Source organism: Serratia sp. 201 (assembly GCF_037027545.1).
Classification (GTDB): Bacteria; Pseudomonadota; Gammaproteobacteria; order Enterobacterales; family Enterobacteriaceae; genus Serratia; species Serratia bockelmannii.
Genome location: NZ_JAXCHC010000001.1, coordinates 449,596 through 465,011, shown reverse-complemented (window position 1 = coordinate 465,011; position 15,416 = coordinate 449,596). Strand labels below are relative to the sequence as shown.

Below are 15,416 nucleotides of genomic sequence, written 5' to 3'. Positions count from 1 at the left end.
TCGCCGTGTTAGTCACCTGCTGGAGACACACGGCATGCCACGGCTTTACTGCCCGGAATGTGGCGAGTATCTGGAGGGAGGTAGTGGAGAGCTTCAGGACTGCCACTGCGGATGGAAGCAACCAATCTACGTAAGGGAGGATGCATGACACTAACGAATGAACGCATGGCAGAAATTGCAAAGCTGGCGATTCGACTGCAACAAATAAGCGGATGCGCGGCGTTGACCAGCAGCGGCGAAACAATCATGCATCACACGTTCGTAGATACGATTTTATCCGCGCTGCACGATGTAACTGCCGAACTCCTGGCTAACCGGGAGGCGCAGCCGGTGGGGTATATCGCAGAGGTCAGCGGCAATAGAGTTGGCGTCCTCCGAGGGCTACCATTGCCAGATGTTGGCTCATTGATCTATACCGCCCCGCCCGCGCCAGCAGTGCCGGATGAAATTACCGCCCCACTAGGAGCTATCGCCAACGGGTATCAACTTTCTATTGCGCAAGCGGAAGGTTATCGATGGGGCTGGAACGCCTGTCGCGCCGCAATGCTGGCTCAACCTGTAAGCCAGGGTTACAAGTTGGTGCCCGTAGAGCCGACTGAGGAAATGTTAGCCGCTGCAATGAACTGCGACGATGTGGAGTTCAATTCAGATGAAACATTCTGCGTTAACTTCGACAACATCTACCGCGCAATGCTGGCAGCAGCACCGGAGGGCAGCAATGGCTAAGACTGATGCGGAACGTAAAGCAGCACAACGTGAGCGGCAGCGTAAAGCAGGTGTTGTCCCTTTCGAACTTAAGCTGGATCAGCAGGAAATCGATATGTTGCGGGAGAACTGTGCGGCTCGCCGGCCGCAACGTGAACCTTATGACATGGACGAATACATCACCATGCTGATCAGGAAGGATAACGCCGAGTTAAAAAAGCTGTTGGCGGCACGCGATAACCGGTGCTGTGGAAAGTGCAAGGACAAGCTACCAGGGGATCCTGAGGGTTGTTACTTCCTCGGAGATTCTGAGTGCTGGCAAACCTACGGTTGGCACGAAACTAAATTAATAGTGTGACATGTCACGATTGAATTAATGCCCGTATGCGGCGGGCTTAACGTGTGGAGACAATCATGAATACAATGTTTTTGTTGATGGCTGAATATGAAAAGTCCAATATTCCTCTATCAGAAATTGCAGAGCGTTACCTCGGGCTTAAACCGGCTACCGCTGAACAGAAAGCGGCAGAAGGAAAGCTTCCTATTGCAACGTTTCGTGTGGGGAACACCCAAAAAGCGCCACGCCTGGTACATATTGAAGACTTGGCCACGTTAATAGATCAGCGCCGAAAGGCGGCAAAAGAAGAGCTGGAACGCTGCAGATAATGCTGTGTGGGGTTCGCCCCACCAGCACCCCTATAGCACCCCACAAACATGTAATGCATTGATTTATAAACAACACAAACAAGATGTACCATCGGATTAATTTTATGGCTAACGATAACGAGAACCCTATGAGCTACCGCGTCATCGCCCTCGATCTTGACGGCACCCTGCTGGACAATCAAAAACGCATCTTACCGCAGTCGCTGGAAGCGCTGGCGCAGGCGCGCGCCGCCGGCGTCCAGGTGGTGGTGGTCACCGGCCGCCATCACGTCGCCATCCATCCGTTCTACCAGGCGCTGCAGATAGACACGCCGGCCATCTGCTGCAACGGCACCTACCTGTATGATTTTCAGCAGAAAAAGGTGCTGGCCGCCGATCCGCTGGCGAAAGATCAGGCCAAACAGGTGCTGCAGATGCTCAAACAGACCGACATTCACGGGCTGATGTACGTTGACGACGCCATGCTGTATCAGGAACCGAGCGGCCACGTGACCCGTTCGCTGGCCTGGGCGGAAACCCTGCCTGCGGCGCAGCGCCCAACGCTGCTGCAGGTCGGCAGCCTGGCGCAGGCGGCCGACGACGCGCAGGCGATCTGGAAATTCGCCACCTCGCACGCCGATATTCCGGCGCTGCGCGAGTTTGCCGACACGGTGGAAAAAGAGCTGGGGTTGGCGTGCGAATGGTCCTGGCACGATCAGGTGGATATCGCCAAAGGCGGCAACAGCAAAGGCAAGCGCCTGCGCCAATGGGTGGAATCGCAGGGACTGAACATGGATCAGGTGGTGGCGTTCGGCGACAACTACAATGATATCAGCATGCTGGAAGCGGTCGGTTTGGGCGTGGCGATGGGCAACGCCGATGACGCGATCAAGGAACGCGCCGATCTGGTGATCGCCGATAACCTGCAGCCGGGCATCGCCGAGGTGATCCGCACCCGCGTACTCTAGTCTTTTCGCCCTCCCGCCGGGAGGGCCTGTCTTAGCGGCTCTCGCGGCTGATCGACACGCTCTTCACCTGCGCGTACAGCCACTGCCCGGGGCGGATCGCCAGTTCGTCTCGCGCCCACGGCGTGATGCGCGCCCACAGCACGTGTTCCCCGACCGCCAGCTTCACTTCCACCTGCCCGCCCACGTCCAGACACTCGCTGACCTTGGCCGGCAAAACGTTGCGAATGCTGCTGTTGACCGGCGGTTGCAGCACCAGCGAGACGTCGGCGGCGTTGATACGAATGCGCAGCTGAGTGCCCAGTTCGGCGTCGATGCCGCTGACCCACAGCCGCTGATCGCCGAGCGCCAGCGCGGTCATGGCATAGCGTTGATGATGCTCAATCACGCTGACGCGCAGCACGCTGCTCTGATCTTCACGCTGCAGCCACGGCCGCAGCGCGCTGCTGGCCCAGACGGCTTCCAGCCCGCCGAACGCGCGCACCTCGCCGCGATCCAGCACCATCACCTGCTCGGCCAGACGCAGGATCTCGTCCAGGCTGTGGCTGACGTAGAGGATAGGGATGTTGACATCCTGCGCCAGCCGCTCCAGATACGGCAGCAGCTCGCGTTTGCGCGGCAGATCGAGCGAGGCCAGCGGTTCGTCCATCAGCAGCAGTTCCGGCGCGGTCAGCAGCGCGCGGCCGATCGCCACCCGCTGTTTTTCACCGCCGGAGAGCGTCAGCGGCAGCCGATTGAGCAGTGGCCCGATGCCCAACAGCTCGACAATGGTATTGAACTGCGCGCGCATGCCGGCCGCCATGCCGTACTGCAGGTTGCCGCGCACCCGATAATGCGGGAACAGGCGCGCATCCTGAAATACATAGCCGATACGGCGCTTTTCCGGCGGCAGGCAGAGACCGGTGGCGGTATCCACCAGCGTGCGGCCATTGAGCGCGATGCGCCCCTGTTGCAAACGGGTCAGGCCGCCGATGGCGTTGATCAGGGAAGTTTTGCCCGCGCCGGACAGGCCGAAAATCGCGGTGATGCCCTGCGCCGGCAAATCGGCGCGGACGTTGAGATTAAGGTCGCCCAGCTGCTGCGAGAAATCCAGCTCCAGCATTTACACCCCCATCCGTTTGCGGCCCCAGCGGGCCAGCCATTCGGACACCATCAGGGAAGCCAGCGACAGCACGATGGCGATCGCGCACAGACGCGCGGCGGCGGCTTCCGCCCCCGGCGTTTCGATCAGCGTATACATCGCCAGCGGAATGGTGCGGGTTTCACCGGGAATGTTGGAGACAAAGGTGATGGTGGCGCCGAACTCCCCCAGCGAACGGGCAAAGGCCAGCACCACGCCGACAATGACGCCGGGCAGCGACAGCGGCAGCGTGATGGTGAAAAACACCCGCCACGCGTTGGCGCCCAGCGTGCGCGCCGCCTGCTCCAGCCGGGTATCCACCGCCTCCAGCGCCAGCCGGATGGCGCGCACCATCAGCGGAAACGCCACCACCGCCGACGCCAGCGCGGCGCCGCGCCAGCTAAAGCTGAAGCTGAAGCCGAACCAGTCGTACAGCCACTCGCCGATGACGCCGCGCCGCCCCATGGCGATCAGCAGCAAATAGCCGACCACCACCGGCGGCAGCACCAGGGGCAGGTGAATGACGCCGTCCAGCAGCGCCTTGCCGGGAAAGCGGCAACGCACCAGCACCCAGGCCATCAGAATGCCGAACGGCAGGCTGCAGACCACCGCCAAACCGGAGACTTTCAGGCTCAGCTCAACCGCCTGCCACTCGTACTCACTCAGAATCATTTACGCGGGGTGAATCCATAATGTTCAAAAATAGCGGCGGCTTCCGGGCCCTTCAGATAGGTATAGAAAGCGCTGACCGTCGGATTTTGACGATCTTTCACCATCGCCATCGGATATTCAACCGGTTTGTGGCTGTCTTCCGGGAACACGCCTACCACTTTCACCTTGTCGCTGGCGACCGCGTCGGAGCCGTAGACGATGCCGAGCGGCGCTTCACCGCGCTCCACCAGCGCCATCGCGCTGCGCACGTTGTTGGCGCGCGCCAGTTTCGGCTCCAGCGCGCTCCAGGCGCCCAGATGCTCCAGCGCCTCTTTGGCGTAGATGCCGGCCGGCACGTGATCCGGATCGCCCACCGCCAGGCGGCCGCCGCTGAGCAACTTGGCCCAGTCGGTCTGCTTGTCGATGGCGATCTTGTCTTGTTTATCGCTCTTGGCGGCGATCAGCACCAGCTCATTGCCCAGCAGCGTGTAACGGGTGTCTTTCACCATCTGCTGCTTGTCGATGGCGTAATCCATCCACTGCTGATCGGCGGAGATAAACAGATCGGCCGGGGCGCCCTGCTCAATTTGGCGCGCCAGCGTAGAAGACGACGCGAAGGAGGAAACCACCTGCACGTCCTTGCCTTTTTGATATTGGGTGGCGATGTCCTGCAGCGCGTTGGTCAGCGACGCGGCGGCGAACACGGTGATCTTTTCCGCCGCCGAGGCCTGAGCCACCAGGCCCGATGCCAACACGATCCCGCCAACCCATTGGGTCCATTGCTGTTTCATTGTTTTTCTCCGCAAGTTAACGTGCATTATCACTCTTCGTTATATAAAAAATAATATAACGTGGCGCGAAAGCTTGTCATGCGGTTTATCGGCAAAGCGTGAGATAACTTGAGGAATGCCCGCCGGGCGATGCCGACGGGTATCGGGATAGGGAACGGTCAGTGCTGGGTGCGGTTTTCTTTCGAACGGCCCACTTTGGAGAAGACGTTGAACACTTCGCCAAAACCGTAGATCAGACCGAGAATGAGCGCCATGACCACCGGCACCATCACCACGGCGAATAACAGACTTTTCAATAATTCCAACATGATAGCCTCGCTTAACTGCCCATTGAGCGGCAAATGCCTTTCACCGCATATCGGGTTATTCTAACCCAAAAAAATCGCTAAAACCGGAGTTATTTTAGCCAGCGAGGCGAAATTGTGATCGGCCAAACGTGCCCTTTTGACCGATCTCATCCCGCCGCGGGGTAATAGATCAGCGGCGGCGCATAGCCTTCGGGCGCCGCCAGCCGGGCCTCCACCCCGTATACCGCGCGAATGTGCTCCGGCGTCAGCGCCTGCTGCGGCGTGCCCGCCGCACAGATCCCGCCCCGCTGCAGCAGCGCGACCCGATCGCAATAACAGGCCGCCAGATTCAGATCGTGCAGCGTCACCACCACGCTGAGCTTCAGCCGCCGCAGCAATGCCATAAACTGCTGCTGATGAGCGATATCCAGGTGGTTGGCGGGTTCGTCCAGCAGCAGCCACGGCGTTTGCTGCGCCAGCGCGCGCGCCAGGTGCACCCGCTGCTGTTCACCGCCGGACAGCCGCTGCCAATCGCGATCGGCCAGGTGGCTGATGCCCACCTGCTCCATCGCCTGCCCGGCGAGGCGGCGATCCTCGGTACCAAAACCGCGCCAGCGGCCGATATGGGCCAGACGCCCCAACAATACCGCCTCCTTCACCGGCAGCGCGAAGGTGCCGGGGGCGGATTGCTCGAGAAAAGCGATGCGCCTGGCGCGTTCCCGCCCGGTAAACGCGGCGATCTCGCGCCCTTCCAGCCAAACGCGGCCGCCGCCGGCGGGCTGCAGCCCGGCCAACAGCTTGAGCAGCGTGGATTTACCGCTGCCGTTGACGCCGAGCACGCCGGTGATCTCACCGGGCAAGGCGCAGAAACTGAGGTTTTCCAGCACCGTGCGCGCGCCCACTCGCCAACTTACCCCCTCGGCGCACAGACCGGATTGCGTTTTTTCAACCGTCATGCATTGACCTTCCGATACAGCAACAGCAGGAATACCGGCACTCCCAATAGCGCCGTCAACACGCCGACCGGCAGTTCGCGCGGGGCAAACAGCGTTCTGGCCAGCGTGTCCGCCGCCACGGCGAACAAAGCGCCGCACAGCGCGCTGGCCGGCAACAGCTGACGATGCCGCGAGCCGACCAGCCGCCGGGCGACGTGCGGCACCGTCAACCCGATAAACCCCACCGCGCCGCTGAACGCGACGATCGCCGCCGTTAGCGCGGTGGTCGCCACATACAACAGCAGCTTCAGCGGGGCCACCGCCACCCCCAGCGAAGCGGCGGTCACGCCGCCGAACGCCAGCGCGTCCAGCTCACCCGCCCGCAGCCAGCAAAGCAGCAGCGTCGCCGCCAGCGCCAGCCCGCACAGCCCGACCTGCGGCCAGCGCGCGTCGCTGAACGATCCCAGCAGCCAGAACATCACGCCGCGCGTGGCGTTGGCGTCCGCCTGCCAGAGGGTGATCAGCGAAGTCAACGCAGAAAGCAGCTGCGTCACCGCCACCCCGGCCAGAATAAACAGCGTGGACTCCCCCTGCAGCGAACGCCCGGCCAGCAACATCACCAGCGCAAATGCCCCCAGCGCGCCGATAAACGCCCCGCCGGACACCGACAGCAGGCCGCCCCCCAGCCCCAATACCAGCACCGTCACCGCCCCCACGCCCGCGCCGGAGGAGATCCCCAGCACCCAGGGATCGGCCAGCGGGTTGCGGGTCAGCGACTGCAGCACGGTGCCCGCCAACGCCAGCCCGGCGCCGGCCAGCGCCGCCAGCAGCGCGCGCGGCATCCGCAGCGACCAGATGATGCGCTGATACACCTCGGCATCGGTCGCCGCACCGCCGCTGACGCCGAATACGATGCGCCAGGCGTCGTGCCACGCGATCGGCGCAGGCCCCGACAAGGTGGCGCTCAGCAGGGCCATCGGCAGCGCCGCCGCCAGCAACAGCAGCCAGCCGGCCTCACGGCCGGGCAGTAACCGCCGGCTCATGCTATTTCCAACCTGCGAACACATAGTCGTCCAACAGCTGCCACACCGTCCCCGCCTCGCTGAAACCGGCCTGCCTGAGGGCCGCGAGCTGGAAATCCACCGGCGTCGGCGGCGGCACCGGGCGGCCGGCGAACAGCGCCTCACGCTCGGCCTGATAAGCGGCCAACGCCGGCAATTGCAGCGCGCTGGCGAACCAGCGATCCCAATCCTCGACGCCGTTGTCCCAGGCGCGTTGCTGGGTCTGCTCATCGTGCCGCTCGGCCAACGCCTTCAGCCGTGGCTGACGGTGGTCATAGCGCTGATGATCGGCATTGAGGAATACGCCGCCGTCGGCCAACAGCCCGGCGACGTTGCGGTACAGCGCCAGTTGCTGCTCCGGCATCAGCCAGTGCAGCGCCGTGCTGGACACCGCCGCCTGCGGCGCGGGGCCGGACAGCGCGGAAAAACAGGCAGGATCCGCCAGATCGGCCTGCAGAATGCGGATCCGATCGCCATACTCCGCCAGTGCGCCGCGCGCCACCGCCAGCAGCAACGGATCGAGATCGATGGCGGTTACCCTGGCCTGCGGAAAGCGCTGCAAAATGCGCAGGCTCAGCGATCCCGGGCCACAGGCTAGATCCACCACGTGAAAATCCTGGCCGGCGGCCAGCGCCAGCACCTCCAGCTGGGCGTTAAAACGCGCTTCCCGCTCGGCGATGTAGGCCGCCTGCTGGCGATCCCAGGAGTCCAGCAGCGAAGATAATGAAACGGCAGTCATATCAAGGTTCCTTGTTGGAAAAAGTCGCAGCCTGCGGCGGCAAGGCCGCCAGGCCTCGAATCAAACGGCCCAGCGCCGCCACGGTGCGGGCGGAAGGGTCCATGTCGTAACCGGGGAGGATCACGTAGCGCCGCTGACGCACGGCGCGCAGCGTAGCGGTCAGCGGGTGATGCTCCAGAAAGGCGATCTTGTCGGCCGCGCTGTCGCCGAAGCCGCCGCGCGGCAGATCGCCAAGCACGATCGCATCCGGATCGCGGGCGGCGATAACCTCCCAGGATACCGTCGGCCACAGCTCGGGCAGATCGCCGAACAGGTTCTCGCTGCCGACGCTTCGGCTCAGCAAACCTGGTGCGCCGCAGCAGCCCGCCACGTAGGGCGTCTGCGTGCCGGCATACCACCACAGCAGACGTAAATGCGGCAGCGGCGCGCGCTGCGCCTCAAACGCCTGGAGTTGCCCACGTAGCCGCGCGATCAGCGCTTCACCGCCGCGGCTGACGTTGAAAATGCGCGCAAGCTCCCGCAGCTCGGTGAAGATGTCTTCAAACGTCAGCGCAGCGGCGATCGCGCTTTGCTGGCCGCTGCAGGCGCCGGGAGAGAGGTAAGTGCCGATGCCCCATTCCGCCAGCCGCGTCCGATCGGGCGTTTCCGGGCTGTGCAGCCAGTAATAGCTGGCCGAATAGACAAAATCCGGCCGCATCAGCAGCAACGCTTCCGCCGTGGGCGGCGCCGGGCTGGTGGGCGCCCGCAGCGCATCGGCCGACACCGTCGGCGCGGGATCGCGCATGCGGTCATACCCGACCACGCCGATTGCACGGGCGGCCAGCCCCAGCGCCAGCAGGTTTTCCAGCGCCGGATTGGCATAAACCAGCACCCGCTGCGGCGGCTGCGGGTAATCGCGCGTGACCCCGCAATTTTGCAGGCTGACGCTATCGGCACGCAGCGGCACGCCCCCGCCCAACCCCAGGGCGCACAACAACAGGCAAAGCCGGCGTTTCACGCCGTCAGAACCTGACCGACACGAAGGTTTCATAGCTGCGCGGCGGCGCGATCAGCGCCTGATCCGGGTAGGTGCGCTGATAGGCGTACAGCTGGTTGGTGGCGTTGCGAATGCGGAAACCGACATCGACGATCGGCGTCAGCTGATAATCCGCCGCCAGATCGAGCGTGGTGTACGCGCGCATCTTGCGCTGGTTGGCGTCGTCGTTATAACTGCTGCCGACGTAGCGCAGCGAAGAAGCCAGCCCCAGGCGCGCCGTCGCCTGATAATGCACGCTGAGGTTGGCGGTCCAGTCCGGGATATAGGCCGGGCGATTGCCGTTGTAGCTGCGCAGCGGGCTACCGCCGCGATAGTCGTCGTAGCGGGCGTGCGTGTAGGCGGCATTGCCGGCCAGCTCCCAACGATCGTCGGGACGCAGCACCACGCCAAGCTCGATGCCGCGCGACGTCTGCCTGCCTACCGCGTTCAACGCATCCGGCCGCTGCGCGTCGGGCACAAACAGGTTGTCCTTGCGCAGTTCGTACAGCGCCAGCGTCGCCTCTCCCTTGTTATCCCAAAACTGCCCTTTGGCGCCGGCCTCCCACTGGCGCGCTCGCGTCAGCGGCAGATCGGTCTGCGTCGGGCTGAGGAAGAACAGATCGTTGCCCGGCTCCTGGCCGGTGGTGTAGTTGGCGTAAAGCGTGAGGTTATCGGTCAGTGCATAGCTGGGGCCCAGGCTCCAGGTGCTGAAAACGTAGGTGTGCGCGCGGCTCTCTTCCTGCGGCCCCTGGAAGCGCCAATCCATGTTCATATGGTTGTAGCGCAGCTGGCCCAGCAGCGCTAAACGCTCGGTCAGGCTGAAGCGGTCTTCAAGAAAGGCGGCGTACTGATTCTGAGTGACGTGGCGCACCGGCGCACGCTGGCTGGCGGTGCCCTGAGCGAACGGCTCTCTGGGCGGCGCGCCGAGCGGCACGTCCTCGGAGCCGGGGAAACCGTTGGAGTAGTACTGAAAATGCCGCTTGCTCAGATCGAAGCCGACCAGTAACCGATTATCGAAACCGGCGATAGCGCGATCGAACACCAGCGAACTGCGGTTGCCGATCAGATCGTCGTCGTGCGCCAGAGCGCCGAAAGAGTCGCGGTTGACGTCGCCGGGCCGGGCCGCCGCCGCGACGCGGAAACGCTCGACGTTGCGCCATTCGCGAAAGCCGCTGTAGTAATAGAATTGGTTATGCCACTCCACTTCGGGCGTCATAAACCAGTCCAGACTGGCCTGAAATGCGGTGGCGTTGCTCTGGATACGGCTGTCGGTCAGGTTGTTGTAATTGATGTCGCGCAGCTCGCCGGCAATGCGCCCATTCAGCAGCGGCGTGCCGTAGTAAGGGTTGTTGGTGCGGTTGAGCATGCGGTCCAGGCTCAGCGTCAGCAGCGCATCGTCCGTCAATTTAAACAGCAGCGAGCCGGATACCCGCTTCTGCCGATCGCGTTCATACTGCACGTTGCTGCCGCTGTCGTTGCCGCTGACGTCCAACCGGTACGCCATCACATCGTCCACCAGCGCGCCGCCGGCACCCAGATGCAAACGCTGGCTGCGGTAGCTGCCGAGGCCATAATCGAGCTCGAACGGCTGCCGGTTGAAGGTCGGCCGCCGCGAGATCAGGTTGACGCTGCCGCCTGCGGCGCTCAGCCCGTTCAAGGCCGACCCCGGCCCACGCAGCACCTCGATGCTGTCGTAATGCGCCGGATCGCCCAGTTGCAGCGTACTTCCGGGCATCTCTACGCCGTTATACAGCCAGGCGATCGGCCGAAAACCGCGTGCGGAAAAGTTGTTGGACAACGTTGGCGAAGCGACGCCGGACAGACCGGTAGCGTGCTCGACGGCGGCGGCCAGCGAACGATCGCCCCGCTGTTGGATCGCCCGCGCGCTGATAATATCGACGCTGCGCGGCGTCTCCCGAGCGGTCAGCCCGATCTGCGAAGCGCTGCGGCTCACGGCGTTCAACGCATCGTAACGCCCGGCGGGGGCCGCCGCCTCCACGGTGAGCTGTTCTTCACACCCCGTGGCATTGCGGGCTTTATCGCAGTCGGCGGCGAAAGCCAGCGGCGCTGTCAGTGCGCCGCCGATCCATGCGGCGGCAAGGCATAAAGGTTTTTTGGGCGTGCCAAGACGCCGGCGTGTCGTACTCATGTGGAGCATCCCTGTGGTGAAATAAACACCGGCCGCAGCCGGCGTAAAGCCTTATCGTTTTTCTGTTATGTTATATTATTACAATATTGCAATGCCAGTCTTTATTGCCCCACTCTCCCACGCACGGCGTTTGGCGCTTTGCCGCCAAATCGGCGACAATACGGTTTTTGCCGTCGACAGGATGCGCTATGCAGGCCGAAATTCTTCTGACTCTCAAACTCCAGCAAAAGCTGTTCGCCGATCCGCGCCGCATCGCGCTGCTGAAACAGGTTCAGCACACTGGCTCCATCAGCCAGGGCGCCAAACTGGCGGGCATCAGCTACAAAAGCGCCTGGGATGCCATCAATGAGATGAACCAGCTGGCGGAACACACGGTGGTGGACCGCGCCACCGGCGGCAAAGGCGGCGGCGGCGCGCAGCTGACGCACTACGGTCAACGGCTGATCCAGCTGTATGACCTGCTGGGCCAGGTGCAGCAAAAGGCCTTCGACGTGTTGCAGCAGGACGATCTGCCGCTCGACAGCCTGCTGGCGGCCATCTCGCGCTTCTCGCTGCAAACCAGCGCGCGCAATCAGTTCTTCGGCACCGTGATCGAACGCGATCATCAGCAGGTGCAGCAGCACCTGGCGATTTTGTTGAACGACGGCACCACTCGCCTGACGGCGGCCATCACCCAGCAAAGCGCCGACCGGCTGCAGCTGGTGCCCGGCAAAGAGGTGCTGGCGCTGATCAAAGCGCCCTGGGTGCGGTTAAGCGTCGAGACGGGGGAGCATACCGGTGCGGATAACGCGCTGGCGGGCGTGGTAGCCGGCATTCAGCCGGGGGCCGAACACAGCGAGGTGCTGGTGACGCTGGCGGGGGGCGAAACCCTGTGCGCCACCCTGACGACGGCGGAGTTGCAGCGCCTGCAGCTGAGCGTCGGTACCGCCGTACACGCCCTGTTCAACGCCGACCACGTGATTATCGCCACGTTGTGTTAAGCGCAACGTAACGTTGCGTTTTTGCTGATTGACATCACCGTGCAATGCGCCTATTTCTAAGGCAAATAATTGCAAAAAAAGGAACAGGTGATGTCGTCGTTGCACATTTCGCAAGGTTCATTCCGCTTAAGCGATACCCGTACCCTGACGCTGGATGCACTGGCGATCCAGGCCGGCGACAGCTGGGCCTTCGTCGGCGCCAACGGCAGCGGCAAATCCGCCCTGGCGCGCGCGCTGGCCGACGAACTGGTTCTGCTGAGCGGTGAACGCCGCAGCGACTTTCAGCATGCGGTGCGCATCTCCTTCGAACAGCTGCAAAAAATGGTCAGCGACGAGTGGCAACGCAACAACACCGACCTGCTCAGCGCGGACGAGGACGATACCGGCCGCACCGCGGCGGAGATCATTCAGGAAGAGGTGAAAGACGCCGCGCGCTGTGAGCGACTAGCCGCGCAGTTTGGCATCACCGCCCTGCTGACCCGCCGCTTTAAATACCTCTCCACCGGCGAAACGCGCAAGACCCTGCTGTGCCGGGCGCTGATGCCCGAGCCTGACCTGCTGATCCTCGACGAACCCTTCGACGGGCTGGACGTGCACTCGCGCGCACAGCTCGCCGCGTTGCTGAGCGAGCTTTCCTCCCAGGGCCAGACCGTGGTGCTGGTGCTCAACCGGTTCGACGAAATACCGGATTTTGTCCGGCAGGTGGGCGTGCTGGCGGACTGCACCCTAACCAGCCGCGGGCCGCGCAGCCAGGTGATGGCGGACGCGCTGGTGGCGCAGCTGGCGCACAGCGAAAACCTCAGCGGGCTGGCGCTGCCGGAAACCGAGGATCCGACGCAAAAAGTAGCCCTGCCGACGGACCGGCCGCTGATCGTCCTGCGCGACGGCGTGGTCAGCTATAACGATCGGCCGATCCTCAATCACCTCAACTGGCAGGTTAACCCCGGCGAGCACTGGCAAATCGTCGGTCCGAACGGCGCCGGAAAATCCACGCTGCTCAGCTTGATCACCGGCGATCATCCACAGGGCTACAGCAACGATCTGACGCTGTTCGGCCGCCGTCGCGGCAGCGGGGAAACCATCTGGGAGATCAAGCGCCATATCGGCTACGTCAGCAGCAGCCTGCATCTGGATTATCGCGTCAACACCAGCGTGCGCAACGTGGTGCTGTCGGGGTTCTTCGATTCGATCGGCATTTATCAGGCGGTCTCGGATCGTCAGCGGCAGCTGACCGAGCAATGGCTGGCGCTGCTCGGGCTCGACGGCGCGCGTGGTGATGCCCCGTTCCATAGCCTTTCCTGGGGCCAACAGCGGCTGGCGCTGATCGCCCGTGCGCTGGTGAAACACCCGGCGCTGCTGATCCTCGACGAACCGCTGCAAGGGCTGGATCCGCTCAATCGCCAGCTGGTGCGCCGCTTCATCGACGTGCTGATCGGCCAGGGCGCCACCCAGTTGCTGTTCGTTTCGCACCATGCCGAAGACGCGCCGCAGTGCATCACTCACCGCCTCAGCTTCGTGCCCGACGGCGAGGGCGGCTACGGCTATCAACACCAGCGGCTGGAGGCGGCCTCCGCCTGAAACGCGGCGTAAACATATCCGGCAACACTTCACCGCAGCACATCACATTTGGCCTTTTATCATAGAAAGAAAGAAGGCCATTTTCTGGAGACGCCATGTCCGCTGCGTTGATTATCATCGACCTGATCGAGGATCTGATCGGGCCCAAAGGGCGCGCCAGCCACTGCCGTGAACAGGTGGTGGCAACCCACCTGCTCGCTAACGTCAATGCCGCCACGGCCTATGCCCGGGTGCGAAAAATTCCGGTGATCTGGGTGCGGGTGGGATTCGCCGACGATTATCATGATATCCCGCCCCACTCGCCGTTGTTCAACCATCTCAAGCAGATCGGTGCGCTGCGGCTAAATGGCCCGGGCTGCCGCTGGGTGCCCGAACTGTATCAGGAAGAGACCGATCTGCAGTTTGAAAAAACGGCGGTTAGCGCCTTCTCCGGTAACAATTTGTTAGCCTGGCTGCGGCAACATCGGTGCCACCATTTGCTGCTGGCGGGCATCAGCACGCCGCTCGCCATCGAAAGCACCGCACGTCAGGCGCACGACGCCGGCTTTCAGGTGACCGTACTGCACGATCTGTGCGCAGCCCCTACGCAGGAGATCCACCAGCAGAGTCTGGATACCCTGCAAAACCTGGCCGAAATCACCCGTTCGCAGGCATGGATGAAAGGCTGACCCGCATCGCCGACGATCGTGTGGGCCGGCATCATGCACAGATGCATCACTGCCCCGACCTTTAGCGTCATCCTGGTGTGCTACTATCCGCTCTAGCGCTCAATTTCGCCATCATCGCACGCCGCAAAGGCGCTGAGCGCCGTGTACATATTTTAAAGGGACATATTATGTGGGGCGTACTGGCTGCTTCGTTATTTTTCTTGCCGTTTAACCGGCTGATAGCCTGGGTGATCCTGGCCGCCTCGGCGGGTATGGGGCTTTATCATGGGGTACTGACGCCGCTCAGCCTGAGTTATCTGCTGGCGATCGTAGCGCTAGCGGGGTTGCGTCACCATTTTCGCGCGCAGCGCAATCTGGCGATCGCGCTCGAAGGGTTGGTGGTCGCCGGCTGCGTGGCGCTGTTCTTGCATCTGGTGCCGGGCATCCACAACCAGCTGATGATCGACGGCGAAAGAGCCGGCCCGCTCAGCGCGCCGTTCACCATGTATTACAACTTCGATAAGGCGATGGTGCCCTTCCTGCTGTTCGCCTGCTTGCCCACGCTGTTTTCCGCCGAACCCGGCGGCAACGCCGGCAAAGCGGGCTGGATTGCGCTGCTGCTGGCCGTGCCGGCGCTGTTGCTGCTAGCCGTGGCGCTGGGCGGCTTAAAAATCGAGCTGCATGCGCCCGCCTGGATCCTGCCTTTCGTGATGGCGAACCTGTTCTTCGTCTGCATGGCCGAGGAAGCGCTGTTTCGTGGCTACCTGCAACAGCGCCTCAGCCAGTGGCTGGGCGCCTGGCCGGCGCTGATCGTCGCCTCCCTGGTGTTCGGCGCCGCACATTTGGCCGGCGGTACGCTGATGGTGATCTTCGCGACGCTGGCCGGGGTGATCTACGGCCTGGCGTGGATGTGGAGCGGCCGTCTGTGGGTGCCGATTCTGTTCCATTTCGGGCTTAATCTGACCCATCTGCTGTTCTTCACCTACCCGCTGTATCAGCATTCTTAACGGCTGACGCCGGCAGAGAGCCCCTTTCTGCCGGCTGGTCGGGTGAAAACGCTATCACTAGCACCTCACCGTATGACCTCAATCATGCCGCCCCCTGCTTTTCTCCGCCCGTACAGTGCTTTTCAATGAAGTGTAAACGAT

The 15,416-nt window shown here is 62.8% G+C and carries 17 protein-coding genes; 8 read left to right on the top strand and 9 right to left on the bottom strand.

The window, feature by feature from the left end; genetic code table 11:
• The first annotated feature begins 144 nt into the window (after positions 1-144).
• The 4 genes from WA302_RS02565 to WA302_RS02550 all read left to right on the top strand — a co-directional run bounded on the left by WA302_RS02565 (position 145) and on the right by WA302_RS02550 (position 2,318).
• Positions 145-726, top strand: a complete 582-nt coding sequence (locus WA302_RS02565) for a hypothetical protein (protein WP_336062663.1) — start codon at positions 145-147, stop codon at positions 724-726.
• Positions 719-1,063 (top strand): hypothetical protein, encoded by a 345-nt coding sequence (locus WA302_RS02560; RefSeq protein WP_262211109.1) that lies wholly within the window; start codon positions 719-721, stop codon positions 1,061-1,063. The genes WA302_RS02565 and WA302_RS02560 overlap by 8 nt, the downstream gene beginning before the upstream one ends.
• A gap of 56 nt (positions 1,064-1,119) precedes the next feature.
• On the top strand, positions 1,120-1,371 hold the full coding sequence (locus WA302_RS02555; RefSeq protein ID WP_336062661.1) for a pyocin activator PrtN family protein: 252 nt from the start codon (positions 1,120-1,122) through the stop codon (positions 1,369-1,371).
• 128 nt (positions 1,372-1,499) lie between these two features.
• Positions 1,500-2,318, top strand: coding sequence for a pyridoxal phosphatase (locus tag WA302_RS02550; protein ID WP_043137190.1), 819 nt, complete (start codon positions 1,500-1,502; stop codon positions 2,316-2,318).
• A 31-nt stretch (positions 2,319-2,349) separates the two neighbouring features.
• Here the strand turns inward: WA302_RS02550 and modC are convergent, their stop codons facing one another.
• The 9 genes from modC to WA302_RS02505 form a co-directional block, all read right to left on the bottom strand.
• Complete coding sequence (modC, locus tag WA302_RS02545; RefSeq protein ID WP_049203786.1) at positions 2,350-3,417, bottom strand: molybdenum ABC transporter ATP-binding protein ModC; 1,068 nt, start codon at positions 3,415-3,417, stop codon at positions 2,350-2,352.
• On the bottom strand, positions 3,418-4,107 hold the full coding sequence (gene modB, locus WA302_RS02540) for a molybdate ABC transporter permease subunit (protein WP_049203784.1): 690 nt from the start codon (positions 4,105-4,107) through the stop codon (positions 3,418-3,420).
• On the bottom strand, positions 4,104-4,877 hold the full coding sequence (gene modA, locus WA302_RS02535) for a molybdate ABC transporter substrate-binding protein (RefSeq protein ID WP_060447615.1): 774 nt from the start codon (positions 4,875-4,877) through the stop codon (positions 4,104-4,106). The genes modB and modA overlap by 4 nt, the downstream gene beginning before the upstream one ends.
• Positions 4,878-5,035: 158 nt before the next feature.
• Positions 5,036-5,185: an AcrZ family multidrug efflux pump-associated protein gene (locus tag WA302_RS02530; RefSeq protein ID WP_004939813.1), complete on the bottom strand. Its 150-nt coding sequence runs from the start codon at positions 5,183-5,185 to the stop codon at positions 5,036-5,038.
• A 146-nt stretch (positions 5,186-5,331) separates the two neighbouring features.
• Positions 5,332-6,120: an ABC transporter ATP-binding protein gene (locus WA302_RS02525; protein ID WP_049208976.1), complete on the bottom strand. Its 789-nt coding sequence runs from the start codon at positions 6,118-6,120 to the stop codon at positions 5,332-5,334.
• The gene (locus WA302_RS02520) at positions 6,117-7,142 is read right to left on the bottom strand and encodes a FecCD family ABC transporter permease (protein ID WP_099816704.1); all 1,026 of its coding nucleotides are present in this window, start codon (positions 7,140-7,142) and stop codon (positions 6,117-6,119) included. The genes WA302_RS02525 and WA302_RS02520 overlap by 4 nt, the downstream gene beginning before the upstream one ends.
• Position 7,143: 1 nt before the next feature.
• Entirely contained in the window at positions 7,144-7,899 is a 756-nt protein-coding gene (locus tag WA302_RS02515) for a class I SAM-dependent methyltransferase (protein ID WP_169540803.1), read from the bottom strand.
• Position 7,900: 1 nt separating this feature from the next.
• On the bottom strand, positions 7,901-8,896 hold the full coding sequence (locus WA302_RS02510; protein WP_261456134.1) for an ABC transporter substrate-binding protein: 996 nt from the start codon (positions 8,894-8,896) through the stop codon (positions 7,901-7,903).
• Positions 8,897-8,900: 4 nt separating this feature from the next.
• A complete protein-coding gene (locus WA302_RS02505; protein WP_261456133.1) occupies positions 8,901-11,063 on the bottom strand; it encodes a TonB-dependent siderophore receptor in 2,163 nt (720 codons plus the stop codon).
• 188 nt (positions 11,064-11,251) lie between these two features.
• On the opposite strand from WA302_RS02505, the gene modE reads away from it, so the two are divergent.
• The 4 genes from modE (at position 11,252) to WA302_RS02485 (ending at position 15,275) form a co-directional block, all read left to right on the top strand.
• Positions 11,252-12,043 (top strand): molybdenum-dependent transcriptional regulator, encoded by a 792-nt coding sequence (modE, locus tag WA302_RS02500; protein ID WP_043136636.1) that lies wholly within the window; start codon positions 11,252-11,254, stop codon positions 12,041-12,043.
• A gap of 90 nt (positions 12,044-12,133) precedes the next feature.
• On the top strand, positions 12,134-13,621 hold the full coding sequence (modF, locus tag WA302_RS02495; protein WP_261456132.1) for a molybdate ABC transporter ATP-binding protein ModF: 1,488 nt from the start codon (positions 12,134-12,136) through the stop codon (positions 13,619-13,621).
• A 95-nt stretch (positions 13,622-13,716) separates the two neighbouring features.
• The gene (locus WA302_RS02490; RefSeq protein ID WP_261456131.1) at positions 13,717-14,289 is read left to right on the top strand and encodes a cysteine hydrolase family protein; all 573 of its coding nucleotides are present in this window, start codon (positions 13,717-13,719) and stop codon (positions 14,287-14,289) included.
• Between the two features lie 167 nt (positions 14,290-14,456).
• Positions 14,457-15,275 carry a CPBP family intramembrane glutamic endopeptidase gene (locus WA302_RS02485; RefSeq protein WP_025301900.1) on the top strand — a complete coding sequence of 273 codons (819 nt, stop codon included), beginning with the start codon at positions 14,457-14,459 and terminating at the stop codon, positions 15,273-15,275.
• Positions 15,276-15,416 lie beyond the last annotated feature (141 nt).

Excerpts from the sequence above, each read along its gene's own strand:
- WA302_RS02565 (WP_336062663.1), top strand. The coding sequence starts at position 145 with ATGACACTAACGAATGAACGCATGGCAGAAATTGCAAAGCTGGCGATT.
- WA302_RS02560 (WP_262211109.1), top strand. The coding sequence starts at position 719 with ATGGCTAAGACTGATGCGGAACGTAAAGCAGCACAACGTGAGCGGCAG.
- WA302_RS02555 (WP_336062661.1), top strand. The coding sequence starts at position 1,120 with ATGAATACAATGTTTTTGTTGATGGCTGAATATGAAAAGTCCAATATT.
- WA302_RS02550 (WP_043137190.1), top strand. The coding sequence starts at position 1,500 with ATGAGCTACCGCGTCATCGCCCTCGATCTTGACGGCACCCTGCTGGAC.
- modC (WP_049203786.1), bottom strand. The coding sequence starts at position 3,417 with ATGCTGGAGCTGGATTTCTCGCAGCAGCTGGGCGACCTTAATCTCAAC.
- modB (WP_049203784.1), bottom strand. The coding sequence starts at position 4,107 with ATGATTCTGAGTGAGTACGAGTGGCAGGCGGTTGAGCTGAGCCTGAAA.
- modA (WP_060447615.1), bottom strand. The coding sequence starts at position 4,877 with ATGAAACAGCAATGGACCCAATGGGTTGGCGGGATCGTGTTGGCATCG.
- WA302_RS02530 (WP_004939813.1), bottom strand. The coding sequence starts at position 5,185 with ATGTTGGAATTATTGAAAAGTCTGTTATTCGCCGTGGTGATGGTGCCG.
- WA302_RS02525 (WP_049208976.1), bottom strand. The coding sequence starts at position 6,120 with ATGACGGTTGAAAAAACGCAATCCGGTCTGTGCGCCGAGGGGGTAAGT.
- WA302_RS02520 (WP_099816704.1), bottom strand. The coding sequence starts at position 7,142 with ATGAGCCGGCGGTTACTGCCCGGCCGTGAGGCCGGCTGGCTGCTGTTG.
- WA302_RS02515 (WP_169540803.1), bottom strand. The coding sequence starts at position 7,899 with ATGACTGCCGTTTCATTATCTTCGCTGCTGGACTCCTGGGATCGCCAG.
- WA302_RS02505 (WP_261456133.1), bottom strand. The coding sequence starts at position 11,063 with ATGAGTACGACACGCCGGCGTCTTGGCACGCCCAAAAAACCTTTATGC.
- modE (WP_043136636.1), top strand. The coding sequence starts at position 11,252 with ATGCAGGCCGAAATTCTTCTGACTCTCAAACTCCAGCAAAAGCTGTTC.
- modF (WP_261456132.1), top strand. The coding sequence starts at position 12,134 with ATGTCGTCGTTGCACATTTCGCAAGGTTCATTCCGCTTAAGCGATACC.
- WA302_RS02490 (WP_261456131.1), top strand. The coding sequence starts at position 13,717 with ATGTCCGCTGCGTTGATTATCATCGACCTGATCGAGGATCTGATCGGG.
- WA302_RS02485 (WP_025301900.1), top strand. The coding sequence starts at position 14,457 with ATGTGGGGCGTACTGGCTGCTTCGTTATTTTTCTTGCCGTTTAACCGG.